Here is a 24,846-nt window from a genome sequence, read left to right as displayed (position 1 = left end):
CTAGAACAGCGACTTGGCGGCGGCGGAGGCGACGCTCACCACCGGCCCCGCGAACAATGCGAACAGGATGTTGAACAGGCCCGCGACCGCCAGCACCGTCTTGACCTCGACCCTGACGGGATCGACCTGGCCGGCCGGCTCGTCGAAATACATCGTCTTGACGATGGCGAGATAGTAGTAGGCGCCCACGACGCTGGAGAGCACGCCGATCACCGCGAGGGTGAACAGGTTCGCCTTGATGGCGGCAACGAACACGTACCATTTGGCGAAGAAGCCGGCGAGCGGCGGAATGCCGGCGAGCGAGAACAGCAGCATCGCGAACATGAAGGCCAGCAGCGGATTGGTGCGCGACAGACCTGCGAAGTCGCTGATCTGTTCGACAGCCTGGCCGTTGCGCTTCATCGCGAGGATGATCGAGAACGAGCCGAGCGTCATCGCGACATAGATCACGATGTACATCAGCACGCCCTGCGCACCCTCGACCGTGCCGGAGGCAAGGCCGACCAGGGCAAAGCCCATATGGCCGATCGAGGAATACGCCATCAGGCGCTTGATGTTGCTCTGGCCGATCGCGGCGAACGAGCCCAGCGCCATCGAGGCGATCGCCACGAACACCAGGATCTGCTGCCATTGCGAGACGATGCCGGGGAATGCGGTCAGCGTGACGCGGGTGAACACTGCCAGCGCGGCGACCTTCGGCGCCGAGGCGAAGAAGGCGGTGACCGGTGTCGGCGCGCCCTCGTACACGTCAGGCGTCCACATGTGGAACGGCACGGCCGAGACCTTGAAGCAGAGGCCGGCGAGCAGGAACACCAGGCCGAACACGAGGCCGGTATTCGAGATGGTCGCGGCCGCCGCGATGCCGGCGAAGCTGACCGTGCCGGTGAAGCCATACACCAGCGACGAGCCGTAGAGCAGCATGCCCGAAGACAGCGCGCCCAGCACGAAATATTTCAAGCCGGCCTCGGTCGATTTCGCGTTGTCGCGGTTCGAGGCCGCCACGACGTAGAGCGCGAGCGACATCAATTCGAGGCCGAGATAGAGCGAGATCAAATCGCCGGCCGAGATCAGCACCATCATGCCGAGCGTCGAGAGCAGCACCAGGATCGCGTACTCGAAGATGCGCCGCGACGGATCGGCCAGGAATTCGGTCGACAGGATCAGCGTCACCGCCGAACCGATCAGCGCCAGGATCTTCATGAAGCGGGCAAAATCATCGACGATGAAGCTGCCGCCGAAGGTGACCTGCTTGCCTGACGGCAGCATGTATTCGAGCGCGCCGACCACGATGAGCAGCAGCACCGCGAGCGCGGTGACCCCGCTGGTGGTGCCCTGCCCGCGATAAGCGCCGAGCATCAGAAGCGCCATGGCGCCGACCGCGAGCACGAGCTCGGGCAGCACCGGCGCCAGTTGATAACCTGCAGTCGTAAAGCTCATGGCGATATCCTGACCTGCCCGATCACTGGAGCAGTGCGGCGGCCTTCACGGCCGTCACAGCGGTGTTGTAGTTGGTGACGAGTTGCTGGACCGAGGCGGCCGACATGTCGAGCACCGGCTTCGGATAGACGCCGAACAGGATCGTCAGCGCGATCAGCGGAAACAGCGTCACGCACTCACGCAGCGTGAGATCCTTCATGCTCATCAGCGTCGGCTTGACCAGCGCTCCGAACACGACCTTGCGGTAGAGCCAGAGCGCGTAGCCGGCCGAGAGGATGACGCCAAAGGTCGCGAAGAACGCGGTCGGGATCGAGACCTTGAAGGTACCGAGCAACGTCATGAATTCGCCGACGAAGCCTGACGTGCCGGGCAGACCGACATTGGCCATGGTGAAGACCATGAAGGTCAGCGCGTAGAGCGGCATGCGGTTGACGAGGCCGCCATAGGCCGCGATCTCGCGGGTGTGCAGGCGGTCGTAGACGACGCCGACGCAGAGGAACAGCGCGCCCGAGACGATGCCGTGCGAGATCATCTGGAACACCCCGCCGGCGACGCCCTGCATGGTGCCGGCGAAGATGCCCATGGTGACAAATCCCATGTGAGCAACCGACGAGTATGCGATCAGCTTCTTCATGTCCTCCTGCATCAGCGCCACCAGCGAGGTGTAGATGATGGCAATCGCGGACATGGTGAAGATCAGCGGCGCGAAGTCGTGCGAGGCCAGCGGGAACATCGGCAACGAGAAGCGCAGGAAGCCGTAGCCGCCCATCTTCAAGAGGATTGCGGCGAGGACCACGGAGCCTGCCGTCGGCGCCTCGACGTGTGCGTCGGGAAGCCAGGTGTGCACCGGCCACATCGGCATCTTCACCGCGAACGAGGCGAAGAAGGCCAGCCAGGCCCAGGTCTGCAGCGACCGCGGCACGGCGGTGTGCATCAGGGTCGGGATGTCCGTGGTGCCGCCGTTCCAGTACAGCGCCATGATGGCGAGCAGCATCAGGACCGAGCCGAGCAGCGTGTAGAGGAAGAACTTGAACGATGCGTAGACCCGGCGCGGGCCGCCCCAGACACCGATGATCAGGAACATCGGGATCAGGCCGCCCTCGAAGAACAAGTAGAACAGCACGAGATCGAGCGCCGAGAAGGTGCCGATCATCAGCGTTTCCAGGATCAGGAACGCCATCATGTATTCGCGGACGCGGTTCGAAATCGCCTTCCAGCTCGCGATGATGCAGAACGGCATGATCGCGGTGGTCAGGATCACCAGCGGCAGCGAGATGCCGTCGACGCCCATGTGGTAAGTGATGCCGGTGGCGAGCCAGCTCGCCTTCTCGACGAACTGGAAGTCGGCATTCGAAGGGTCGAAGCGCATGACCAGGAGCACCGACACCGCGAAGGTGATCAGCGTGGTCCACAGCGCGATCCAGCGCGAATTGCGCTTGGCCGCCTCGTCATCGCCGCGGCTCAGGTAAACGATCAGCGCGCCGACCAGCGGCAGGAACGTGGTGACCGAAAGGATGGGCCAGGTTGTCATTTACTGGCCTCCAAAGCCGAACATGAACCAGGTGATCAGGCCGGCGGCGCCGATCAGCATGGCGAATGCGTAGTGATAGAGATACCCGGTCTGGATCTTGACGACGTTGCGGGTGACATCCAGCACGCGGGCCGAAATGCCGTCGGGCCCGAAGCCGTCGATGATGAAGCCGTCGCCCTTCTTCCAGAGCTGGTAGCCGATCCACTTCGCCGGACGGACGAAGATATAATCGTAGAGCTCGTCGAAGTACCATTTGTTGAGCAGGAACTTGTAGAGCATCGGCTGCGTGTTCGCGAGCTCAACCGGGAGGTAGGGCTTGCGGATATAGAAGGTGTAGGAGACCAGGAAGCCGCCGACCATCATCAGGAAGGGCAGCCAGCCCAGCAGATGCGGCATGTTCTCCATATCCTCGAGGATGTGCGGGTTCATCTTCACGGACTCGCGGAAGAATTCCTCCACGCCGTGAGGACTGACGAAGATCTCCTTGAACGGGAAGCCGGCAAGGACCGAGCCGACGGCCAGCACGCCGATCGGGATCAGCATCCAGATCGGGCTCTCATGCGCGGCCTCGTAGTGCTCCTGGTCGTGGGGCTCGCCGAAGAAGGTCTTGAACACCAGACGCCAGGAATAGAACGAGGTCAGGCCGGCCGCCACGACCGTCAGCAGATAGGCGTAGGTCGAGAACGGATTGTGCGAGGCGTAGGCCGCCTCGATGATGGCGTCCTTGGAGAAGTAGCCGGCGAACAGCGGGAAGCCGGTCAGCGCCAGCGTGCCGACGGTCATCACCGCGAAGGTGTACGGGATCTTCTTCCAGAGACCACCCATGTTGCGGATGTCCTGCTCGTGGTGCATCGCGTAGATCACCGAGCCGGAACCCAAGAACAGCAGCGCCTTGAAGAAGGCGTGCGTGAACAGGTGGAACATGCCGACTGAATAGGCCCCTGCGCCCATCGCCACGAACATGTAGCCGAGCTGCGAACAGGTCGAATACGCCACGATGCGCTTGATGTCGTTCTGGACCAGACCGATGGTCGCCGCGAAGAACGCGGTGGTCGCACCGAAGAACATCACGACGGCCTGGGCATTCGGGGCGAGCTCGAACAGCGGCGACAGCCGCGCCACCATGAACACGCCCGCGGTGACCATGGTCGCCGCGTGGATCAGCGCCGACACCGGGGTCGGGCCTTCCATCGCGTCCGGCAGCCAGGTGTGCAGCAGGAACTGCGCCGACTTGCCCATCGCGCCCATGAACAGCAGGAGGCAGGTCAGGGTCAGCGCATCGGCATGCCAGCCGAGGAAATCGATGGTCTTGCCGGTCAGGCCGGGCGCGGCATGGAAGATCGTCTCGAAATCGGTCGAGTTCGTCAGCATGAAGATCGAAAAGATGCCGAGCGCGAAACCGAAATCGCCGACGCGGTTGACCACGAAGGCCTTGATGGCGGCGGCGTTCGCCGACGGCTTCTGGTACCAGAAGCCGATCAGGAGATAGCTCGCCAGACCCACGCCTTCCCAACCGAAGAACAGCTGCACGAGATTGTCCGCCGTCACCAGCATCAGCATGGCGAAGGTGAACAGGCTCAGATAGCCGAAGAAGCGCGGCCGGTTCGGATCCTCGTCCATGTAACCGATGGAATAGAGGTGCACGAGCGAGGACACGGTCGTCACCACGACCAGCATCACGGCGGTCAGCGTGTCGACGCGCAGCGTCCACCAGACCTCGAGATCGCCGGAAAAGATCCAGGGCAGGAGCTGGATCCTGAGGTCATGGCCGTTGAAGCCGACATCGACCAGCGTCATCCAGGACAGCGCGGCCGAGACGAACAGCAGCGCCGTGGTGATCAGCTCGGCGCCACGCGAGCCCGCAGCCGGGGGCTCGACCGGGCCGTGGCCGTGGTCGTCATGCCCGTCGCCGGGCTCATGGTGGGTCTCGTGGATGACGGACGCATCCTCGTTAATCTTGTGGGACGCGTGGGCGTCGGCGCCAAGGGCGTGATCATGACCGTGATCGCCATGATGCTCGACCTCGTCGCCCGAGGGGTTGCGGCCATGTGCGCCGACGAGCGAGATCAGGCCGGCCAGAATGGCGCCCAGCAGCGGCAGGAAAACGATTGCCTGAACCATTTGAGAGCTCAGCCCTTCATCAGATTGACGTCCTCAACCGCGATCGAGCCACGGTTGCGGAAATAGACCACCAGGATGGCAAGACCGATCGCGGCTTCGGCGGCCGCCACGGTCAAGACAAGCAGCGCGAAGACCTGACCGACGATGTCGCCGAGGAAGGTCGAGAATGCCACCAGGTTGACGTTGACCGAGAGCAGGATCAGCTCGATCGACATCAGGATGACGATGATGTTCTTGCGGTTGAGGAAGATGCCGAGGATCCCGAGCGTGAACAGGATCGCGCCGACCGCCAGATAATGCCCGAGCCCGATCGTCATTTCACCCACTCCGCAGCGTCGGCATCCGAGAGCCCCTGCCCCGGCGCCACCTTGCGCATCGCCATCGCCATCTCGGGCGTGCGTGCGTTCTGAACGTTGATGTCCTGCCGCTTCACGCTGGCCTTATGACGCAGCGTCAGAACGATGGCGCCGATCATGGCGACCAGCAGGACCATGCCCGAAAGCTGGAAGTAGTGGACGTACCTCGTATAGAGCACGAGGCCCAGCGCCTCGGTATTCGAGACGTTGGCCGGGATCGGCGCCGTGATGGTCTTGCTCACGGTCGGGTTAATGACCCAGGCACCGACGGTCAGAAGCAGCTCGAACAGGAAGATGCCGCCGATCACGACACCCACCGGCAGGTACTGGATGAAGCCTTCGCGCAGCTCGATGAAGTCGACATCCAGCATCATGATGACGAACAGGAACAGCACCGCGACCGCGCCGACATAGACGACGATCAGGATCATCGCGAGGAATTCGGCTCCCATCAGCACGAACAGGCCGGAGGCGTTGACGAAGGCCAGGATCAGGAACAGCACGGAGTGCACGGGATTGCGCGAGACAATCACCATCACCGCCGAGGCGACGCAGACGCCGGCGAAGAGATAGAAGAACAGCGCGGGAAGGATCATGTTCTCATCTCACCGGTAAGGCGCGTCGAGCTCGATCGCCTTCGCGATCTCGCGTTCCCAGCGGTCGCCGTTGGCGAGCAGCTTGGCCTTGTCATAGAACAGTTCCTCGCGGGTCTCGGTCGCGAACTCGAAGTTCGGACCTTCGACGATGGCGTCGACGGGACAGGCCTCCTGGCACAGGCCGCAATAGATGCATTTCACCATGTCGATGTCGTAGCGCACGGTGCGACGGGTACCGTCGTTGCGGCGGGGGCCGGCTTCGATGGTGATGGCCTGCGCGGGGCAGACCGCTTCGCACAGCTTGCAGGCGATGCAGCGCTCTTCGCCGTTCGGATAGCGGCGCAGCGCATGCTCGCCGCGGAAGCGCGGCGAGATCGGGCCCTTCTCGAACGGATAGTTCAGCGTCGGCTTCGGCTGGAAGAAATAGCGCATGGCGAGGAAGAACGCCGAGACGAATTCCGACAGCAGAAGCGAGCGTGCAGTGGCGTTGATGTTGATACCCATGACGGCCCTCACTTCGGCGCGATGCCGGCGAATTGCAGCACGCCTGCCACCACGACCACCATCACCAGCGACAGCGGCAGGAACACCTTCCAGCCGAGGCGCATCAGTTGGTCGTAGCGGTAGCGCGGCACGATCGCCTTTGCCATCGCGAACAGGAAGAACATGAAGAAGACTTTGAGCGAGAACCAGATGATCCCGGGCACCCAGTTGAAGGGCGGCAGGTCCACCGGCGGCAGCCAGCCTCCGAGGAACAGGATGGTCGCCATGGCGCACATCGTGACGATCGCGACGTATTCGCCGAGCATGAACAGCAGATACGGCGTCGAGCCGTATTCGACCATGAAGCCGGCGACGAGCTCGGATTCCGCTTCGACGAGGTCGAAGGGCGGACGGTTGGTTTCAGCGAGCGCCGAGACGTAGAACACCACGAACATCGGCAACAGCGGCCAGACGTACCAGTTCAGGATCGTCAGCTGCGGCAGCCCGATCAGGCCGGCGAGACCGCGCACGTGCTGGGCCTCGACCACGGCGGAGAGGTTCAGCGAGCCGGCGCAGAGCAGCACCGTGATGATGACGAAGCCGATCGAGACTTCATAGGACACCATCTGCGCCGCCGAACGCAGCGCGGCCAGGAACGGGTATTTCGAGTTCGACGACCAGCCGGCCATGATGATGCCGTAGATCGACAGCGACGAGATCGCGAAGATGAAGAGGATGCCGACATTGATGTCGGAGATCACCCAGCCGAGGTTGGTCGGGATCACCGCCCAGGCCGCGAGCGCGAGCACGCAGGAGACCAAGGGAGCAAGCAGGAAGACGCCCTTGTTGGCGCCGGCCGGAATGATCGGCTCCTTCAGCACGAATTTGAGCAGATCGGCGAAGGACTGGAACAGGCCCCAGGGGCCGACCACGTTCGGGCCGCGGCGTATCTGCACCGCCGCCCAGATCTTGCGGTCAGCGAGCAGGATGTAGGCGATCGCGACCAGCAGGACGACGAGCACCAGCAGGCTCTCAAGGACCATGAGGATCAGCGGCCAGAGGAAGCCGGTCCAGACTGCGCTTTCGAAGAATTCCATCGGCTTACTCCGCTGCGCTCAGCATCTGCCCGGAGGCAAGCCGCGAGCATTCCGCCATCACCGCCGACGCACGCGCGATTGGGTTGGTCAAATAGAAGTCCTCGATGAGGGCCTTGAACGGCGCCTTCTCCGGCGCGCCGCCCCTCCCTGCCAGCTTCTGGATCTGGTCGGCTGTGCCTGCCTCGATCTGGTCGAGACGGATCAGATGCGGCACGGTCTTGAAGATCACCTGGCGCAGCGCGGCAAGCGAGTCGTAGCCGAGCTTCTTGCCGAGTGCTTCCGACAGCGCGCGAACGATCGCCCAGTCCTCGCGGGCCTCGCCCGGCGGGAACGCGGCGCGGCCCGTCATCTGCACGCGGCCCTCGGTGTTGACGTAGATCGCGGACTTCTCGGTGTAGGCGGCCGCCGGCAGGATCACGTCGGCACGATGCGCGCCGCGGTCACCATGGGTGCCGATGTACACGACGAAGGTGCCATCAGGCGCCTTGATCTCGTCGGCGCCGAGCAGAAACAAGAGGTCGAGCGTGCCGAAGGTCGTCATCTGCGCGGCGTTCAGACCGCCCTGACCTGCGGCGAAGCCGATATCGAGCGCCCCCACGCGCGAGGCGGTCTCGTGCAGCACGCCGAAGCCGTTCCAGCCGTCCTTCACCGCGCCGACATCGAGCGCGAGCTTGGCGGCGGCGGCCAGAATGGCAGCGCCATCGTGACGCGAGGCCGCGCCTGCGCCGACCAGGATGATCGGATTCTTGGCGTTCTTCAGCACGTCCATGAAGGAGTGCTTGCCGGACGCGAGCTCACCGAGCGTCTCGGTGCCCGCGCCGAGATGGTCATAATCGTAGGTCAGATCGGCCTTGGCGCCGATCACGCCGACCTTGAAGCCGCCGGTGCGCCAGCGCTTGCGGATCCGGGCATTGAACACCGCCGCCTCTTTCCGCGGATTGGCGCCGACGATGAGCAGCGCATCGGCCTGCTCGACGCCTGCAAGCGTCGGATTGAAGATGTAGGAGCCGCGGCCGAGCGCGGGATCGAAGGCGTCGCCGCCCTGCACCGCCAGATTGGCCGAGCCGAACTTGGCGAGCAGATCCTTCAACGCGAACATCTCTTCGACGCCGGCGAGATCGCCCGCGATCGCGCCGATGCGCTTGCCATCGGTGCGCGCCGCCTTGGCCGCGATCGCAGCGAAGGCTTCGGGCCAGCTCGCCGCGCGCAGCTTGCCGGCTTCCCGGATATAGGGCCGGTCCAGGCGCTGGGTGCGCAGGCCATCGACGATATGGCGGGTCTTGTCGGAGATCCACTCCTCGTTCACGGCCTCGTTGATCCGCGGCAGCACGCGCATCACCTCACGGCCGCGGGTGTCGACGCGGATCGCCGATCCGACGCCGTCCATGACGTCGATCGACTGGGTCTTGCCGAGCTCCCACGGACGCGCCGCGAAAGCATAGGGTTTTGAGGTCAGCGCACCGACCGGGCAGATGTCGACGAGATTGCCCTGCAGCTCGGAGGTCAGCGCGTGCTCGAGATAGGTTGTGATCTCCATGTCCTCGCCGCGCCCCGTCGCGCCCATTTCGGGCGCGCCGGCGACTTCCGCCGAGAAGCGGACGCAGCGCGTGCACTGGATGCAGCGATTCATCGAGGTCTTGACCAGCGCGCCGAGGTACTTGTCCTCGACCGCGCGCTTGTTCTCGGCGAAGCGGCTGGTGTCGACACCATAGCCCATCGCCTGGTCCTGCAGGTCGCACTCGCCGCCCTGGTCGCAGATCGGGCAGTCCAGCGGATGGTTGATCAGGAGGAATTCCATCACGCCTTCGCGTGCCTTCTTCACCATCGGTGAACGCGTGGAGATTTCCGGCGGCTCCCCCTTGGGGCCCGGACGGCAGTCGCGCACGCCCCAGGCGCAAGATGCGACCGGCTTCGGGCCACCCTTCACCTCGACGAGGCACATCCGGCAATTGCCGGCGATCGACAGCCGTTCGTGATAGCAGAAGCGCGGAATCTCGGCGCCGGCCGCCTCGCACGCCTGAAGCAGCGTGTACTCGGCGGGAACATCGATCTCTTTGCCGTCGATGATGAGCTTGGTCATTCTCTCTACTCCGCCGCGACCATGTTCACGGGATCGCGGACGCCGGCATCGTCGATGTCGGCCTTGTGCGAATATTCGTCGATGCGCGCTTCGATCTCATGACGGAAATGCGCGATCAGGCCCTGGATCGGCCAGGCCGCCGCGTCGCCGAGCGCGCAGATGGTGTGGCCTTCGACCTGCTTCGTCACCTCGAGCAGCATGTCGATTTCGCGCTTGTGCGCGCGGCCCTCGGCCATGCGGGTGAGCACGCGCCACATCCACCCCGTGCCCTCGCGGCAGGGCGTGCACTGGCCGCAGCTCTCGTGCTTGTAGAAATAGGAGATGCGGGCGATGGCGCGGATCAAATCGGTCGACTTGTCCATCACGATCACGGCCGCAGTGCCGAGGCCCGAGCGCAGCTTGCTTAAGGAGTCGAAATCCATCGGCGTGTCGATGATCTGCTCGGCCGGCACCATGCGCACGGAGGAGCCGCCGGGAATCACGGCCTTCAGGTTGTCCCAGCCGCCGCGGATGCCGCCGCAATGCTTGTCGATCAGCTCACGGAACGGAATGCCCATGGCTTCCTCGACGTTGCAGGGCCGCTCGACATGGCCGGAGACGCAGAACAGCTTGGTGCCGACATTGTTCGGACGGCCGATGCCGGCGAACCAGGCGGCGCCACGGCGCAGGATGTCGGGTGCAACGGCGATCGACTCGACGTTGTTGACGGTGGTCGGGCAGCCGAACAGACCGACGTTCGCCGGGAACGGCGGCTTCAGGCGCGGCTGGCCCTTCTTGCCTTCGAGGCTTTCGAGCAGCGCGGTCTCTTCACCGCAGATGTAAGCGCCGGCGCCGTGCGCGACGTAGATGTCGAACGGCCAGCCGTTGACATTGTCCTTGCCGACCAGCTTGGCGTCATACGCCTGGTCGATCGCGGCCTGAAGGTGCTCGCGCTCGCGGATGAACTCGCCGCGGACATAGATGTAGCAGGTGTGCGCGTTCATCGCGCAGCTCGCGATCAGGCAGCCCTCGATCAGCAGGTGCGGATCGTGCCGCATGATCTCGCGATCCTTGCAGGTGCCGGGCTCGGATTCGTCGGCGTTGACGACGAGATAGCTCGGTCTTCCGTCGGTCGATTCCTTCGGCATGAAGGACCATTTCAGGCCGGTCGGGAAGCCGGCGCCGCCGCGGCCGCGCAGGCCCGACGCCTTCATCTCGTTGATGATCCAGTCGCGGCCCTTGTCGATGATGTTCTTGGTACCATCCCAGGCGCCACGGCGCCGCGCGCCCTCGAGCCCCCAATCATGGAGGCCGTAGAGGTTCTTGAAGATGCGATCCTTGTCCTCGAGCATATCAGCGCTTTCCGATCAACGGTTGGCTTGCTTGTAGGCAAGCCCGGCGGCGCAGACGGCGAAGGTCAGCGCCCAGAGCAGACTGGTTTCCTGCGTCGCGTTCATCACGAAGCGCTGCAGCAGGAACATGAAGGCGGCCGCAAGCGCGGCATGCATGGCGACGAAGCCCCATTTCTGCACGGCTTCGCTCCCCAGGTTCGCGTGAGACGGAAGACCCATCAGGAGGTCTCCTTCAGCGTGGTCGGCCCGCCCATCGGTGCGGAGAACTGGCGGCCGTTCTGCGGACCGGGCTTCGGCGGATTGCCCGAGGCGAAGCCGTCGAGCACCTTGCCGAAGGTCTCCTTGGTCAGGTCCTCATAGGTGTCCTTGCCGATCAGCACCATCGGCGCGTTCACGCAGGCGCCCAGGCACTCCACCTCTTCCCAGCTGAAATTGCCGTCCTTGGAGAGATGGAAAGGATCGTGATGGATCCGGCTCTCGCAGACGTGGATGAGGTCTTCGGCACCGCGCAGGCGGCACGGCGTTGTGCCGCAGACCTGGACGTGGGCCTTCTTGCCGACGGGGGCGAGCTGGAACATCGTGTAGAAGGTCGCGACCTCGAGCACGCGGATATAGGGCATGTCGAGCAAATCGGCGACGGCGCGGATCGCGGCTTCCGACACCCAGCCCGCGTGCTGCTCCTGGACGCGCCAGAGGATGGCGATGACGGCCGAGGCCTGGCGTCCGGCCGGGTATTTCGCGATCTGCTGCCTGGCGAAGGCAAGGTTCTCGTCCGTGAACGTAAAGCTCGCGGGCTGGACTTCCTTCGGTGCTAATCGGCGAACGGACATGTCTTATCTCTCACTGCATGCGGCGCGCGTTTTTCGCATTCAGGGCATTGATCCTGTCCTGCCAGAATGCGCTTGCGGTACCGAAAACGTTGTAGCCGACGTGGGTCGAGACCTTGATGCGGTCGAGGATCGACAGCTCGGTGACGGTCTCCAGCCGGTTGGTGCGCGGATCGAGCACGATCAGCTTCAGCGGCGTCTGCTCGAGAATGTAGCGCGACACCGCATGAGAGCGGTCGCTGCCGTGCTCCTCGCACATGATGACGCTGTCGGTCTGCAGGAGCCGGGCGCCGCCCTTGATCGCCTCGATCTCGACGCCCTCGACGTCGAGCTTGATCAGGTACTTGCCGGTGCTTGCGACCTTGCCGTCGTCGATCAGATTGTCGAGCGCGAGGACGGTCACTTCCTCACCGCCGTCCGACGGAGCACCGGCGATGCTGAAGGCCTCGTGCTTGGTGCCCGAGAGACGCGCGGTGCCGCGCGAGGCACCGATCGCACACTTCATGGTCTCGAAGCGATTGCCGTTGACGCGGGCATTGTTGGCGAGCTTCGGATAGTTCTGGCCCGACGGCTCGATCGCGATCGCCTTGTGCGCGCCGAACGGCTCGCTCGACACCAGCACCGACCAGTAGCCATAATTGGCGCCGCAATCGAGCAGCGTGTAGTCGACGTCGATGGAGTCGGTGAACAGCAGCTCCAGCTCGTCCTCGTAGCAATAGGACCGGTTGAGCAGCTTGCTCCAGTAACCGTCGCCATAAGGAAATTCGAACACCGCGTCCGGATTGAGCTTGATCGCGATATTGCGCTCGGGCAGCGTTTTCCGCAGCAGATTGGCGCAGGCGATGTAGCCCATATGCGAGAAGTGCGAGGAGATCTTCGATCCCGTCACCAGCGCCAAGGCAGCCGTCCGCTCCCACAGGTTGGCCCCTTCAAGGGCCCCCGAGGCACGGTCAAACTGGATTGGCGCCTGCGCCGTCACCGGTCGACCTCTCCGAACACGATGTCGAGCGAGCCGAGAATGGCCGAGACGTCGGCGAGCAGATGGCCGCGGCAGATGTGGTCCATCGCCTGGAGATGGGCAAAGCCCGGCGCGCGGATCTTGCATTTGTAGGGCTTGTTGGTGCCGTCGGAGATCAGATAGACGCCGAACTCGCCCTTGGGCGCCTCGACCGCGGCGTAGATTTCGCCTTCCGGCACGTGAACGCCTTCGGTGTAGAGCTTGAAGTGGTGGATGAGGGCTTCCATCGAGCGCTTCATCTCGCCACGGCGCGGCGGCGCCACCTTGTTGTCTTCGACGACGACGGGGCCCTTCCCGTCAGGCGCGTTCAGCTTCTGGATGCACTGCTTCATGATGCGCACGGACTGGCGCATCTCTTCCATGCGGATCAGATAGCGATCGTAGCAGTCGCCGTTCTTGCCGATCGGAATGTCGAAATCCATCTCGGCGTAGCACTCATAGGGCTGCGACTTGCGCAGGTCCCAGGCCGCGCCCGAACCGCGCACCATCACGCCGGAGAAACCCCACTCCCAGGCCTCCTTCAGCGACACCACGCCGATATCGACGTTGCGCTGCTTGAAGATGCGGTTGGCGGTGAGCAGGCGATCGAGGTCGTCGACGACCTTCAGGAATGGGTCGCACCAGGCGTCGATGTCATCGACCAGCTTCTGCGGAAGGTCCTGATGCACGCCGCCGACGCGGAAGAAGGCTGCGTGCATGCGGCTGCCCGAGGCGCGCTCGTAGAACACCATCAGCTTCTCGCGCTCCTCAAAGCCCCACAGCGGCGGGGTCAGCGCGCCGACGTCCATCGCCTGCGTGGTGACGTTGAGAAGATGCGACAGGATGCGGCCGATCTCGCAATAGAGCACGCGGATCAGCTGGCCGCGGCGCGGCACCTCGATTCCGAGCAGCTTCTCGGCGGCGAGGCAGAAGGCGTGCTCCTGGTTCATCGGCGCGACGTAGTCGAGCCGGTCGAAATAAGGGATCGCCTGGAGATAGGTCTTCTGCTCGATCAGCTTCTCGGTGCCGCGGTGAAGCAGGCCGATATGGGGGTCGACGCGGGCGACGACTTCGCCGTCAAGCTCCAGCACGAGGCGCAGCACGCCGTGCGCGGCCGGATGCTGCGGCCCGAAGTTGATGGTGAAATTGCGCAGGTTCTCGGGTTGCTCGTTCATGACGCAGCTCCTGCTGCGAGGCGAATGGCGAATAGCGAGTGGCGAATGGTCATTTCGTGGACTTGTCCTGCAGAGAACGTATCAACGCGCGAAGCATTTTGCCTAAGCTCTCGCATCGACCTAAGACGGGCTCCAGATCGGAAGCGGTCAAAATCCTGACACGCTCCGCCAAGAGCAGATGAGTTTCCGGCTCCTTGAGCGATCCCTGCGAAATTCGCAGCGATTGCACGAAACTGCCGGTGTTTTCGCGCCCATGTCCTTCCGCAACGTTTGCCGGAATGGACGCTGCCGCAGGTCTGATTTGCGAAGTCAGCCCGAACAGTTCGGCGCGAGGGAATTGAGCGGTCAGTCGATGGCAGGATTCCGCCAGAGACATGGCATCCTGCCATGCTCTCAGGTCCCGATACGAATTGATCGACTGGTCGCTCTACTAACATCCCTATTCGCCACTCGCTATTCGCTACTCACTGCTTGGCCTTCTCGTCACCGGGAAGCGGATAGTCCGCCCCTTCCCATGGCGAGAGGAAATCGAACTTGCGGAATTCCTGGTTGAGCCGGACCGGCTCGTACACCACGCGCTTCTCCTGGTCGTCGTAGCGGACCTCGAGGAAGCCGGTCAGCGGGAAGTCCTTGCGCAGCGGATGCCCCTCGAAACCGTAATCGGTGAGGATGCGACGCATGTCGGGATGACCGACGAAGAACACGCCGTAGAGATCGTAGGCCTCGCGCTCGAACCAGTCGGCGCCGGGGAACACCTCGATCAGCGACGGCACCTGGGTGGTCTCGTCGGCCTGGGCCTTGAGGCGGATGCGCGTGTTCAAGGTGGGTGACAGGAAGTGATAGATCACGTCGAAGCGCTTCTCGCGCGACGGATAGTCGGCGGCCGTGATGTCGGTGAAGTTGACGAAACGGCAGCTCGGATCGTCGCGGAGGTACTTGACCACCTCGACGATCTTGCTGACCTCGACATCAACCGTGAGCTGGTTGAAGGCCACCTGATAACCCGTGGCGGCGCCCGGAAGCGCGCTCACGATCGTCTGCCCCAGGGCGTCGAGCTTGGCGTCGTCCATGACGTAAAACCTTAGCGTTCGATGGTGCCGGTGCGGCGGATCTTCTTTTGCAGCAGCAGCACGCCGTAGAGCAGCGCTTCCGCCGTGGGCGGGCAGCCCGGCACGTAGATGTCGATCGGCACGATGCGGTCGCAGCCGCGCACGACCGAGTAGGAATAGTGGTAGTAGCCGCCGCCATTGGCGCATGAACCCATCGAGATGACGTAGCGCGGCTCGGGCATCTGGTCGTAGACCTTGCGCAGCGCGGGCGCCATCTTGTTGGTGAGCGTGCCGGCGACGATCATCACGTCGGACTGGCGCGGCGAGGCACGCGGCGCGAAGCCGAAGCGCTCGACGTCGTAGCGCGGCATCGACACCTGCATCATCTCGACCGCGCAGCAGGCGAGGCCGAAGGTCATCCACATCAGCGAGCCGGTACGGGCCCACGTGATGAGGTCGTCGGTCGCGGCCACGAAGAAGCCCTTGTCGGACAGTTCGTGATTGACCTCGAGGAAGAACGGATCATTGGCCCCGACCGGACGGCCGGTCGACGGATCCAGGATGCCCTTGGGGGCCGGCGCGACCACCGGACCGGCTGAGGGTGCAGGGTTCAATCCCATTCGAGTGCGCCTTTCTTCCATTCATAGGCGAAGCCCACCGTCAGCACGGCGAGGAACACCAGCATGGACCAGAAGCCCGTCGCGCCAAGCTTGCCGAACGCCACTGCCCACGGAAACAGGAACGCCACCTCCAGATCGAAGATGATGAAGAGGATGGCGACCAGATAGAAGCGGACGTCGAACTTCATGCGGGCGTCGTCGAAGGCGTTGAAACCGCACTCATACGCCGACAGCTTTTCCGGGTCCGGCTGCTGGAACGCGACGATGAACGGAGCGATCAGCAGCACCAGGCCGATGAGGCCCGCTACCCCTATAAAGACGACGAGTGGAAGATAGTTCTGTAGAATGCCGCTCATTGACGAGCCCTTTTTCCCGCAGCCTCGGGACAGCCACGGATTCGTCCGATTTGGAATTATTCTGAGCCTTAGCGCAGTGCACCAATGGGCGCAAGACACGCTCTTTTCAGGCCCTTTGCTGCTCCCAGACCGGTGGAAATCCCGGAATCACCCCGCGGCTGATATGGAGCAGATCGCCTGACGCGACAAGGGCGGCCACCGTTTCGCAGGCCAGCGGCCCCGAGATCGCCGCGCACCGGCCGTGTCAGCTATTTGCCGGGATCGTCGGTGAAAAGGGCCCAGTTTTTTTCGCTGCGGCGGCTCACCCAGACCCGGCCAGCGACCGCAATCGGGCCCCCGACCGTCACCCAAGCGACATCCTGCCCGCTCCTACCCAGAGCAGCGCGGCCAGCAGGCCCATGACGGTCGCGGCGGCGAGCAGACGAGGCGCAGCAAAGACAGCTATCCACAGGCGCGCTCAAAGGAGGAGCCATGCATCATGGCAGGACCGGGGCTCGTCTGGCGAATGCGTCGGCCTTGGCACGTAAGATGATTTCCGAAGATGCTTTCGGAAGACGTCCTGGCCATCAGCGCGAGATCTTCTCGGCTTCGAGCATGGCTTCCGCGGTCGCGGTGAGACGATCAATCTGTGCGAGCAACATCTCCACTTCGTCCTTGCTTAATTGCGCGAGCAGCATCCGGTTGCGTTCCTGCGCGCCTTCGACGATCGCGTCATGCGCCGCCAGCCCGGCAGGCGTCAGCGACACCAGCACCTCACGGCTGTCCTTTGGATTTTCCGACTTCGCGATCAGCTTGCGCGAGACGAGTTCGGCCAGCGCGCGGCTGATCTGGCCTTTATCCTGGCCGACAGCCTCGGCGAGCCGAGCCACGCTCATCGGCGCTCGCCGGCCGAGGGAAGCGACCAAGCCGAACTCGACCGAGGACAATCCGGCAAGACGCTTGTAGCGAAGGATCGCACCGCGCTTGAGCAAATTGGCCAGCACCATCAGCCGCGACGACAGCATCACTGTGATCGGCGCCGGCGAATGATCGTCGTCCATTTCGGACGACTCGCGCACGTCCCTGCTCGATGTCTGGCTCATGGTTCACCTCTGCCAAGAAAGCCAACACGTGCCAAGTGTTGGTAGCGCAACCTTCGCAACGTGATCCGAATGCGACCAGCAGGCACCACGAAATATCGTTGACAGTGTCATCGACATTATCTTTCATTCCGTCAACGCACAAGAACGGCCCGGCCATCCAAACGCCTGGGACGGGAGGAACAAGGATGACGATCACCCAGCTGGATCGCGATCTCGGCACGGCTTATGCGATGAAGCCGGCGAACACGCGCACCGAGCTCACCTCCGTCGTGCGCGGCACGCCGATGGGCGAACTCCTCCGCCGCTACTGGCATCCGGTCGGCCTCACCGATGACGCCACCGAGACGCCGAAGAAAGTGCGCGCACTGGCTGAGGATCTGGTGCTATTCCGCGACAGGCATGGCCGAGCCGGCCTGCTGCACGCCCGCTGCTGCCACCGCGGCACCACGCTTTATTATGGCAAGGTCGAGGAGGACGGCATCCGCTGCTGCTATCACGGCTGGAAGTTCGACACCGAAGGTCATTGCCTCGAGCAGCCGTGCGAGCCCGACGGCGGCCAGTTCAAGGACAAGGTGCGCCAGCCCTGGTATCCGGTCGAGGAACGCTACGGCCTGATCTTCGCCTATATGGGGCCGGCCGAGAAACGCCCGGTGCTGCCGCGCTACGAGTGCCTTGAAAACATGGACCACGGCGAATTCGTCGAGGCCGACGATTCCTCGATCGGCGGCGGCGGCCCGGCCGTCATCCCCTGCAACTGGCTGCAGCATTTCGAGAACGTGGTCGATCCCTATCACGTGCCCGTGCTGCATGGCTCGTTCTCGGGTCCGCAATTCACTGACATGATGGCCTCGATGCCGGAGGTGAAGTTCGACAAGACGCCGCGCGGGGTTGCCGTGCGCTCGATCCGCAAGCAGGACGGCGGCCGTGCGTTTTACCGAGTCACCGAAGCGGCGCTGCCCACCTTGCGCGTCGTGCCGAACCCGCGCGTGGCGCAGTTCGCCCGGGTCGAATCGATCGGCTGGACGCTACCGATCGACGACACCTCGTTCCGCATCTACGTCGCCGGCCGCGTCAAGAATTCCGGCGACATCGGCCGCATGCGCTCGACGTTCAACGGCAAGTTCTGGTGGGACATGACGGAGCAAGAACACCAGAAATTCCCTGGAGATTACGAGGCCCAGGTCGGGCAAGGCGAGGTCACGGTGCATTCCGAGGAGCATTTCGGCCAGAGCGACCGCGGCATCTTGTTGATCCGGCGCATGCTGACGGAGCAGCTGGAAGCGATGGAAGCAGGTCGCGATCCAATCGGCGTTTCGTTCGACGCAAGCGCGCCGCCGGTGGAATTCGAAGCAGGGAACTACATCCGCGAAGGCTGATATGCCCAGCTCCGATCCGGGCTGGACCAACATCGGCCGCCCCCACGACCGCCGGCGATCACCTCAGGCATCGCCGGCCCGTCTTGTCGCGCTCACCGCGACCTGCTCAGGCCAGGGCGTCGGCGGCGCGGACATCCGCGGCGCCGGCATAAAACGCGCCAGCTAAGGGCTCATGAAGGCCAGCATGTCCGCAATCAGCCGCTCGCCATGGGTCAGCGGCAGCGGATGCGGCCCGCCTTCGTAGACAACGAGCTTGCTGCCCTTGATCAGCTTCGCGGTCTTGGCCCCGGTCAGGGGCAACGGCGCGCTGGCGTCCTTGTCGCCGTGCAGGATCAATGTCGGGCAATCGATGCCTGCGGCAGCCGCGCGCACATCCGCGAAGGAGTTGGACTTGCGGCAGGCCAGCGCCACTGGCAGCGGCACGCGCAGCATCATCTCGCGGATCCAGGTCCGCGTGATCTCCGGCGTCTCGGGCAGGAAGAACGGCGCTTCATTCGCCGCGATCCATTTGGCGAAATCGCGGGCGACGGCCGCGTTGTCGGCTTCGATCATCGCCTTCGGAACCGCATCCGGATTGTCCTCGGTCTGGACCAGGAACGGCGTCGTCGGCGCGACCAGCACCAGCCTTGCGATCCGGTCCGAGCCGTATCGTCCGAGATAGTTGACCGCCTCCACTGTCCCCATGGAGAAACCGACCAGGGTGACCTCGCGCAGATCGCGCGCCTCGATGATATCAGCGACGTCATCGGTCAGCGTCTCCAGGTCGTAGCCCGATGACGGCATCTCGGAGCGGCCGTGGCCGCGCCGGTCGGGCGCGATACAGCGGAAGCCTTTGTCGTTGAGCGCTGCAATGTGGCTGCCCCAGGTGCTGGAGTCGAACGTCCAGGCTGCCAGCAGCAGCACCGGCTTTCCCTTGCCCCAGTCCTGTACGAACAGCTTCGTGCCATCCCTGGCGGTCACATAGGGCGATCGCGCAGCCGGCTGGGCGGTTTCGAGCAACGAGGCTTGGATGGTTGGACGATTCATGGTGCTTCTCCCTTGCCGCGTTGTTCGCGGCCGATGGAAGCGATCATGGACGTCGGGATTGGGCCTGCGCGATTACGCGGCAGGTAAGACTGCGCAAGGTGAAGCGGCGAAATCGCGACAATGAAACCATTTTGCGGAACCCGCGAAACGATCCGGAAACAGATGCTCCTTAAGACGTCAGCCTACAGACGGCGCCAAAGCCCGTCGGGAGGCTTCGATGAACCACTCAATTCACTCTGCAGATCGGGGTACCCACCTGAAGATCGTGGTGGTGGCGCTGGTGGCCGGCATCGCAGTGGCCGCCTTCGGAATCGCAGCCCGCACCAACGCCGATTACAGCCAGACCGCCCAGTCCACCCACGTGATCAAGGCCGGAAAGCCGGTGGCGATCACCAGCTCCGGCACCTCTGCGATTCGCTAAGCGCGAAAAAGGGTCCGGTTTGAGACACAATGGCCGCCTTCGGGTGGCCTTTGGCTTTTGGCATCGACTGAGGATCAACGCCCAAGACTTTGACAGAACGAAGTAAATTCATCGCCCGACCGGCCATGACCACGGCGGAGCGTGGTGTCGATTCTGAAGGGGATGTTGCCAAGGAAGGGGGTGTTGCCAAAAATGGCGCGAGAGACGGGGCTCGAACCCGCGACCTCCGGCGTGACAGGCCGGCGCTCTAACCAACTGAGCTACTCCCGCGTGACGCGTACCTGTCCGCGCGGAACGAGGGGGGACTTAAAGGGGGGACATGGTGAAGTCAAGGACGTTGGCGTCCAAAGCCGGAATAGTCCCGTATCGCGCCGCCGGCTCGCAGGGAGCGGCTCCTCCCCGTCCCGCGACGTAGTCAGTCCGGTCCCGAATCGTCTACGCCTTCTGCAACTTGAGGTTCCGCGGGTTCTCTCCCGCGGTCCGGCGGGAATCGAGGAGGCCAGACATGGCAAAGAAGGAATCGGCTAAGAAGGCAGCTGCTCCGGCCACGATCACGCTCAAGCACCTCGCCGCTGACATCGCCGAAAGCCAGGACCTCTCGAAGAAGCGCGCCGAGGCGGTCCTGACCGACATGGTCGACCTGATCACCAAGCACCTCAAGAAAGGCGACCGCGTCCGCATCGTCGGGCTTGGCATCCTCCAGGTCCGCAAGCGCGCTGCTCGCACCGGCCGCAATCCAGCGACCGGCGAGGCCATCCACATCAAGGCCAGCAAGAAGGTTGCGTTCCGACCGGTCAAGGAACTCAAAGAGGCAATCTAGCCGGTCATTTTTCGTTAGGCCTGATCGGCGGTCGGTCCGGCCGCAACGTGGCCCGCTTTTCTGATATATAGTCCCCGCTTCCCCCAAGAGACCCGGCGGTTTGAACAGACATGTCCCTGACCTTCGCGCATACCGTGACCGAGCGCTTCCTGCGCTACGTCACCATCGATACTCAGTCCGATCCGAATTCCCCGGCCTCGCCATCGACCGAGAAGCAGAAGGATCTCGGCCGCGTTCTCGTGGCCGAGTTGAAGGCCATGGGCGTCGCCGACGCCCATCTCGACGATTACGGCTATGTCTATGCGACCATCCCGGCCACTACGAGCAAGAAGGTGCCGGTGATCTGCTTCTGCTCGCACATGGATACCTCGCCCGACGTCACCGGCAAGGACGTGAAGCCGCAGGTCTGGGAAAACTATCGCGGTGTCGATATCACCCTGCCGGGCGACAAGACCCAGGTGATCCGCTTCGCAGAGCACCCCGCGCTGAAGAACCAGATCGGCAACGACATCATCACCTCTGACGGAAAGACGCTGCTGGGTGCCGACAACAAGGCCGGCGTCGCCGAGATCATGGATGCCGCACACTTCTTCATCAACAATCCCGATGTGAAGCACGGCACCATCAAGATCCTGTTCACGCCCGACGAGGAGATCGGCCGCGGCGTCGACAATGTCGACATCCAGAAGCTCGGCGCCGATTTCGGTTACACCATGGATGGCGAGAGCGCCGGCAGCGTCGAGGACGAGACGTTCTCGGCCGACGGTGTCAGCATCATCATCAACGGCGTCAGCGCCCACCCTGGTTATGCCAAGGGCAAGATGGAGCACGCGATCAAGATCGCGGCCGCCATCGTCGAGCGTCTGCCGAAAGAAGGCTGCTCGCCCGAGACCACGTCGGGCAAGCAGGGCTTCCTGCACCCGGTCGGCATCGAGGGCGCGCTGGAGCAGGCGACCCTCTCCTTCATCGTGCGCGACTTCACCGAGGAAGGGCTGAAGGAGAAGGAGGTCCTGCTCGAGACCATCGTCAAGGACGTGATGAAGGACTATCCGCGCTCGACCTACAAGTTCGAGGTGCGGGAGCAGTACCGCAACATGAAGCAGGTGATCGACCGGCACCCGCACGTCCTCGAATACGCCATCGAGGCGATCCGTCGTGCAGGCCTGCGTCCGATGCGTACCGCGATCCGCGGCGGCACCGACGGCTCGCGCCTCTCCTTCATGGGCCTGCCCTGCCCCAACATCTTTGCCGGCGAGCACGCGTTTCATTCGCGTCTGGAATGGGTCAGCCGACAGGACATGGAGAAGGCTGTGCAGACCATCGTGCATCTCGCGATGATCTGGGAGGAGAAGGCCTGAGCCGCCACACCTCGTCCCGCCGCGCCGCTTATTTTTGGCGAACCGCGGGAACGAATCGAAGAGACGCGAATTATCGGGGCAAGTCCCAACGGATGAAGATTGTGAGCACAAAAGGCCTCAGCCGGTAAGCCCCGGGCTGGGGCCTTTTCGTCTTTGCCTTTTCTTTGTCCTGCGACATCGAGTTCCCCGCACGTAATATTGTTGCGGATCGACACTGTTCCCGCCGCCATGCTACCGGAGGCGGATCAGGACCTGAGTGACCTCGTGACCGCGATCCGCCACCCTCATCGCTGTTCGTCCCTGCGCAACTGGCGCGGGCTCGTGGCTGTGCTGGTGGCTATCATGTACCTGCTCTCGGGCGTGCTCCATGGTGCGCACGACATCGACGTCGCCAGCCCTTCAGGCGGCTCGGAGATCGCCTCGATCCTCGACGACGGCGCTGCCGGCCACGGCGATCACATGGCGCTGGCCGGCCATCACTGCCACGGCTGCTTCTCCGTTGCCGTCGTGCAGCCAGTGCAATCCGAAATCGCGGCCGATATGCTGGCTGCACCGGTCGCGCAGCGCGCGTCTGCGCTCGCAGCCATCGCGCCCGAGACCGACTCCCGGCCCCCCAAATCCCTGACCTGAACTGATCCGCCGGGGCGCCGCGTGCGCCCACGATGCTCTCGTTCACAGGTCACCTCCATGTCTTGCAGACGGACTGCCGCGCGCCTGGCCTGCGCGATGGTTATTCTCATCAGCCCATCCCCGGTCCACGCCCAGGCGCTGACGATGCGCGCGGCGCTCTCGCGCGCGCTGGCCGCGAGCCCGCGTTTGACGGCGGCGGAACGCGACGTCGGGATCGCCACGGGCCAGCGCATCCAGGCCGGCGCCCTCCTGAATCCGGAACTGTCCTACGAGCAGGACAATTCGTTCGGCTCGGGCATCTATCGCGGCACGAAATCAGCCGAGACCACCCTCCAGATCAGCCAAGCATTCGAGCTAAGAGCGCGCGATGAAGGCATCCTCCACCATCGTCTTTGCCATCATCACCGCCGCGCTCGGCGCTTACGGTTATTCCATGCTCGCGCCGACCAAGGTCGCGCCGATCGAACATGCCGCGGACGGGAAGCCGGAGAAGCGGAACGACCATGTCGGCTGGGGTGGCCAGTTCGAGCAGTTGGTCTCCGCGACCAAGCGCCTGACGATCGTCGTGCCGATGGCGCTCGCGCTGGTGTTCCTGCTGCTGTTCATGGGCATGGGATCGGCGGCGGATGCGGCGCTGGTGTTCTCCGGCGTGCCGCTGGCCCTGACCGGCGGGGTCGCCGCGCTGCTCTTGCGCGGCATTCCGCTGTCGATCAGCGCGGGGGTTGGCTTCATCGCGCTGTCGGGCGTCGCCGTGCTCAACGGCCTCGTCATCATCGCCTTCATCGAGCGGCTGCGCAGCGAGGGGCGATCCGTTGCCGACGCCGTGCATGAGGGCGCGCTGACGCGGCTGCGCCCGGTGCTGATGACGGCCCTGGTCGCCTCCCTCGGCTTCGTGCCGATGGCGCTCGCGACCGGCGCCGGGGCCGAGGTGCAGCGGCCGCTTGCGACCGTCGTCATCGGCGGCGTCGTCTCCTCGACCGTACTGACGTTGCTGGTCCTGCCGGCGCTCTATGTGTTGTTCCGGCGTGACGCAACGGGCGAAACGCCTACAATGAGGCCTGATCTGGCTGAAGCTGAGGAGCGCTAGGTTTGGGCGGCCACGACCACCACGGTCATCAGCACCATGACCACAACCACGCGCATGATCATGATCACGACCATTCGCACGGCCTCGGTCACGCACATGTCCACGCGCCCGCCAATTTCGGCAAGGCGTTCGCGATCGGCATTACGCTCAATACCGCGCTGGTCGTTGCCGAGGCGATCTACGGCTATCTCGGCAACTCCACCGCCCTGCTCGCCGATGCCGGGCACAATCTATCGGACGTGCTCGGCCTGGTCGTGGCCTGGGGCGCTTCGATCGCGGCGAAGCGGGCGCCGAGCGGCCGCTTCACCTACGGCTTCCGTGCCTCCACGATACTGGCCGCGCTCGCCAATGCGGTGTTCCTGCTGGTGGCAACCGGCGCGATCGGCTGGGAGGCGATCCTGCGACTGCGCGAGCCGGAGCCGGTCGCGGGCGTCACCGTCATGGTGGTTGCCGGCGTCGGTATCCTCATCAACGGCTCCACCGCGATGCTGTTTGCGAGCGGCCGCAAGGACGATATCAACATCGAGGGCGCCTACCTGCACATGGCGGCCGATGCCGCGGTCTCGCTCGGAGTCGTGGTCTCGGCGGCGCTGATCATCTGGACCGGCTGGCTCTGGCCCGATCCCCTCACCAGCCTCGTCATCTGCGCCAGCATCTTGTGGGGCACGACGAGCCTGCTCCGCGGCTCCATCGACATGTCGATGGCGGCAGCGCCCAAGGGTACGGACCTCGTTGCGATCAGGGCATTCCTGCTCGCGCGCCCGGGGGTGTCAGCGATCCACGATCTCCACGTCTGGCCGATCTCGACGACCGAGACGGCGCTGACATGTCATCTGGTGATGCCCGCAGGCACCGTCGACGCGTTCCTGATGGAAACCGCGGAGATGCTCAAGGCGTCGTTTCGCATCGGGCACACCACACTCCAGGTCGAAACGCATCCGGACAACGGCTGCGCGCTGGCGCCGGATGACGTCGTTTAGGACTTACACG

At 63.9% G+C, this 24,846-nt stretch carries 26 protein-coding genes, 1 tRNA gene and 2 pseudogenes; 9 read left to right on the top strand and 20 right to left on the bottom strand.

Translation table 11 applies throughout. The features are described from left to right. From nuoN to ACVWZ4_RS28060, 18 genes are all read right to left on the bottom strand, one after another. Window positions 1-1,437 carry an NADH-quinone oxidoreductase subunit NuoN gene (nuoN, locus tag ACVWZ4_RS28145; RefSeq protein WP_456703822.1) on the bottom strand — a complete coding sequence of 479 codons (1,437 nt, stop codon included), beginning with the start codon at window positions 1,435-1,437 and terminating at the stop codon, window positions 1-3. Between the two features lie 22 nt (window positions 1,438-1,459). After that, window positions 1,460-2,968 carry an NADH-quinone oxidoreductase subunit M gene (locus ACVWZ4_RS28140; protein WP_456703823.1) on the bottom strand — a complete coding sequence of 503 codons (1,509 nt, stop codon included), beginning with the start codon at window positions 2,966-2,968 and terminating at the stop codon, window positions 1,460-1,462. Further along, the gene (gene nuoL, locus ACVWZ4_RS28135; RefSeq protein ID WP_456735307.1) at window positions 2,969-5,089 is read right to left on the bottom strand and encodes an NADH-quinone oxidoreductase subunit L; all 2,121 of its coding nucleotides are present in this window, start codon (window positions 5,087-5,089) and stop codon (window positions 2,969-2,971) included. It lies immediately after the preceding gene. Window positions 5,090-5,097: 8 nt separating this feature from the next. Continuing rightward, window positions 5,098-5,406, bottom strand: a complete 309-nt coding sequence (nuoK, locus tag ACVWZ4_RS28130; RefSeq protein WP_008136131.1) for an NADH-quinone oxidoreductase subunit NuoK — start codon at window positions 5,404-5,406, stop codon at window positions 5,098-5,100. Then, window positions 5,403-6,041 carry an NADH-quinone oxidoreductase subunit J gene (locus tag ACVWZ4_RS28125; RefSeq protein WP_456703825.1) on the bottom strand — a complete coding sequence of 213 codons (639 nt, stop codon included), beginning with the start codon at window positions 6,039-6,041 and terminating at the stop codon, window positions 5,403-5,405. Before ACVWZ4_RS28125 ends, nuoK begins: the two co-directional genes overlap by 4 nt. A gap of 9 nt (window positions 6,042-6,050) precedes the next feature. Further along, window positions 6,051-6,539: an NADH-quinone oxidoreductase subunit NuoI gene (gene nuoI / locus ACVWZ4_RS28120; RefSeq protein WP_026232873.1), complete on the bottom strand. Its 489-nt coding sequence runs from the start codon at window positions 6,537-6,539 to the stop codon at window positions 6,051-6,053. Between the two features lie 14 nt (window positions 6,540-6,553). Further along, the gene (nuoH, locus tag ACVWZ4_RS28115; RefSeq protein ID WP_456703826.1) at window positions 6,554-7,621 is read right to left on the bottom strand and encodes an NADH-quinone oxidoreductase subunit NuoH; all 1,068 of its coding nucleotides are present in this window, start codon (window positions 7,619-7,621) and stop codon (window positions 6,554-6,556) included. 4 nt (window positions 7,622-7,625) lie between these two features. Continuing rightward, entirely contained in the window at window positions 7,626-9,701 is a 2,076-nt protein-coding gene (gene nuoG / locus ACVWZ4_RS28110) for an NADH-quinone oxidoreductase subunit NuoG (RefSeq protein WP_456703827.1), read from the bottom strand. A 5-nt stretch (window positions 9,702-9,706) separates the two neighbouring features. Then, window positions 9,707-11,032, bottom strand: coding sequence for an NADH-quinone oxidoreductase subunit NuoF (gene nuoF / locus ACVWZ4_RS28105; RefSeq protein ID WP_456735309.1), 1,326 nt, complete (start codon window positions 11,030-11,032; stop codon window positions 9,707-9,709). Window positions 11,033-11,047: 15 nt separating this feature from the next. Next, a complete protein-coding gene (locus tag ACVWZ4_RS28100) occupies window positions 11,048-11,251 on the bottom strand; it encodes a hypothetical protein (RefSeq protein WP_456703829.1) in 204 nt (67 codons plus the stop codon). Next, entirely contained in the window at window positions 11,251-11,862 is a 612-nt protein-coding gene (gene nuoE / locus ACVWZ4_RS28095) for an NADH-quinone oxidoreductase subunit NuoE (RefSeq protein WP_456703830.1), read from the bottom strand. Before nuoE ends, ACVWZ4_RS28100 begins: the two co-directional genes overlap by 1 nt. A gap of 10 nt (window positions 11,863-11,872) precedes the next feature. After that, window positions 11,873-12,838 (bottom strand): FkbM family methyltransferase, encoded by a 966-nt coding sequence (locus ACVWZ4_RS28090; protein WP_456703831.1) that lies wholly within the window; start codon window positions 12,836-12,838, stop codon window positions 11,873-11,875. Next, window positions 12,835-14,031 carry an NADH-quinone oxidoreductase subunit D gene (locus ACVWZ4_RS28085; protein WP_456703832.1) on the bottom strand — a complete coding sequence of 399 codons (1,197 nt, stop codon included), beginning with the start codon at window positions 14,029-14,031 and terminating at the stop codon, window positions 12,835-12,837. Before ACVWZ4_RS28085 ends, ACVWZ4_RS28090 begins: the two co-directional genes overlap by 4 nt. 49 nt (window positions 14,032-14,080) lie before the next feature. Continuing rightward, on the bottom strand, window positions 14,081-14,446 hold the full coding sequence (locus ACVWZ4_RS28080; protein WP_456742277.1) for a four helix bundle protein: 366 nt from the start codon (window positions 14,444-14,446) through the stop codon (window positions 14,081-14,083). A gap of 49 nt (window positions 14,447-14,495) precedes the next feature. Continuing rightward, window positions 14,496-15,101 carry an NADH-quinone oxidoreductase subunit C gene (locus ACVWZ4_RS28075; RefSeq protein ID WP_456703833.1) on the bottom strand — a complete coding sequence of 202 codons (606 nt, stop codon included), beginning with the start codon at window positions 15,099-15,101 and terminating at the stop codon, window positions 14,496-14,498. Window positions 15,102-15,112: 11 nt separating this feature from the next. Further along, window positions 15,113-15,694 (bottom strand): NuoB/complex I 20 kDa subunit family protein, encoded by a 582-nt coding sequence (locus ACVWZ4_RS28070; protein ID WP_456705302.1) that lies wholly within the window; start codon window positions 15,692-15,694, stop codon window positions 15,113-15,115. Further along, window positions 15,691-16,056 (bottom strand): NADH-quinone oxidoreductase subunit A, encoded by a 366-nt coding sequence (locus ACVWZ4_RS28065; protein WP_027550614.1) that lies wholly within the window; start codon window positions 16,054-16,056, stop codon window positions 15,691-15,693. Before ACVWZ4_RS28065 ends, ACVWZ4_RS28070 begins: the two co-directional genes overlap by 4 nt. Window positions 16,057-16,622: 566 nt before the next feature. Next, window positions 16,623-17,138: a MarR family winged helix-turn-helix transcriptional regulator gene (locus ACVWZ4_RS28060; RefSeq protein ID WP_456741610.1), complete on the bottom strand. Its 516-nt coding sequence runs from the start codon at window positions 17,136-17,138 to the stop codon at window positions 16,623-16,625. Window positions 17,139-17,323: 185 nt separating this feature from the next. On the opposite strand from ACVWZ4_RS28060, the gene ACVWZ4_RS28055 reads away from it, so the two are divergent. Both ACVWZ4_RS28055 and ACVWZ4_RS28050 read left to right on the top strand, forming a co-directional pair. Beyond that, window positions 17,324-18,514, top strand: coding sequence for a Rieske 2Fe-2S domain-containing protein (locus tag ACVWZ4_RS28055; protein ID WP_456735312.1), 1,191 nt, complete (start codon window positions 17,324-17,326; stop codon window positions 18,512-18,514). A 1-nt stretch (window position 18,515) separates the two neighbouring features. After that, a complete protein-coding gene (locus tag ACVWZ4_RS28050; protein WP_456703836.1) occupies window positions 18,516-18,680 on the top strand; it encodes a hypothetical protein in 165 nt (54 codons plus the stop codon). Here the strand turns inward: ACVWZ4_RS28050 and ACVWZ4_RS28045 are convergent. Further along, on the bottom strand, window positions 18,677-19,540 hold the full coding sequence (locus ACVWZ4_RS28045) for an alpha/beta fold hydrolase (protein ID WP_456741609.1): 864 nt from the start codon (window positions 19,538-19,540) through the stop codon (window positions 18,677-18,679). The two genes, ACVWZ4_RS28050 and ACVWZ4_RS28045, sit on opposite strands and share 4 nt — an antisense overlap. Before the next feature lie 217 nt (window positions 19,541-19,757). On the opposite strand from ACVWZ4_RS28045, the gene ACVWZ4_RS28040 reads away from it, so the two are divergent. Then, entirely contained in the window at window positions 19,758-19,961 is a 204-nt protein-coding gene (locus ACVWZ4_RS28040; RefSeq protein WP_456703838.1) for a hypothetical protein, read from the top strand. A gap of 193 nt (window positions 19,962-20,154) precedes the next feature. Here ACVWZ4_RS28040 and ACVWZ4_RS28035 read toward each other — a convergent pair. After that, window positions 20,155-20,231 (bottom strand) — tRNA-Asp (locus ACVWZ4_RS28035). A 235-nt stretch (window positions 20,232-20,466) separates the two neighbouring features. On the opposite strand from ACVWZ4_RS28035, the gene ACVWZ4_RS28030 reads away from it, so the two are divergent. The 6 genes and pseudogenes from ACVWZ4_RS28030 (at window position 20,467) to ACVWZ4_RS28005 (ending at window position 24,836) form a co-directional block, all read left to right on the top strand. Then, on the top strand, window positions 20,467-20,781 hold the full coding sequence (locus ACVWZ4_RS28030) for an HU family DNA-binding protein (RefSeq protein ID WP_456703840.1): 315 nt from the start codon (window positions 20,467-20,469) through the stop codon (window positions 20,779-20,781). 110 nt (window positions 20,782-20,891) lie between these two features. After that, window positions 20,892-22,139: a peptidase T gene (pepT, locus tag ACVWZ4_RS28025; protein WP_456703841.1), complete on the top strand. Its 1,248-nt coding sequence runs from the start codon at window positions 20,892-20,894 to the stop codon at window positions 22,137-22,139. A gap of 201 nt (window positions 22,140-22,340) precedes the next feature. Next, the gene (locus tag ACVWZ4_RS28020) at window positions 22,341-22,769 is read left to right on the top strand and encodes a hypothetical protein (RefSeq protein WP_456741608.1); all 429 of its coding nucleotides are present in this window, start codon (window positions 22,341-22,343) and stop codon (window positions 22,767-22,769) included. 57 nt (window positions 22,770-22,826) lie between these two features. Continuing rightward, window positions 22,827-23,126 (top strand): annotated as a pseudogene (locus ACVWZ4_RS28015) (TolC family protein); the annotation flags it as partial. Between the two features lie 148 nt (window positions 23,127-23,274). Beyond that, a pseudogene (locus ACVWZ4_RS28010) lies at window positions 23,275-23,856 on the top strand (efflux RND transporter permease subunit); the annotation flags it as partial. A gap of 2 nt (window positions 23,857-23,858) precedes the next feature. Then, entirely contained in the window at window positions 23,859-24,836 is a 978-nt protein-coding gene (locus tag ACVWZ4_RS28005) for a cation diffusion facilitator family transporter (RefSeq protein ID WP_456741607.1), read from the top strand. Window positions 24,837-24,846: the final 10 nt, after the last annotated feature.

Source organism: Bradyrhizobium sp. USDA 4472, assembly GCF_054058595.1.
Note: the sequence above shows the minus strand (reverse complement) of the source record. Positions and strands in the feature narration are given on the sequence as shown.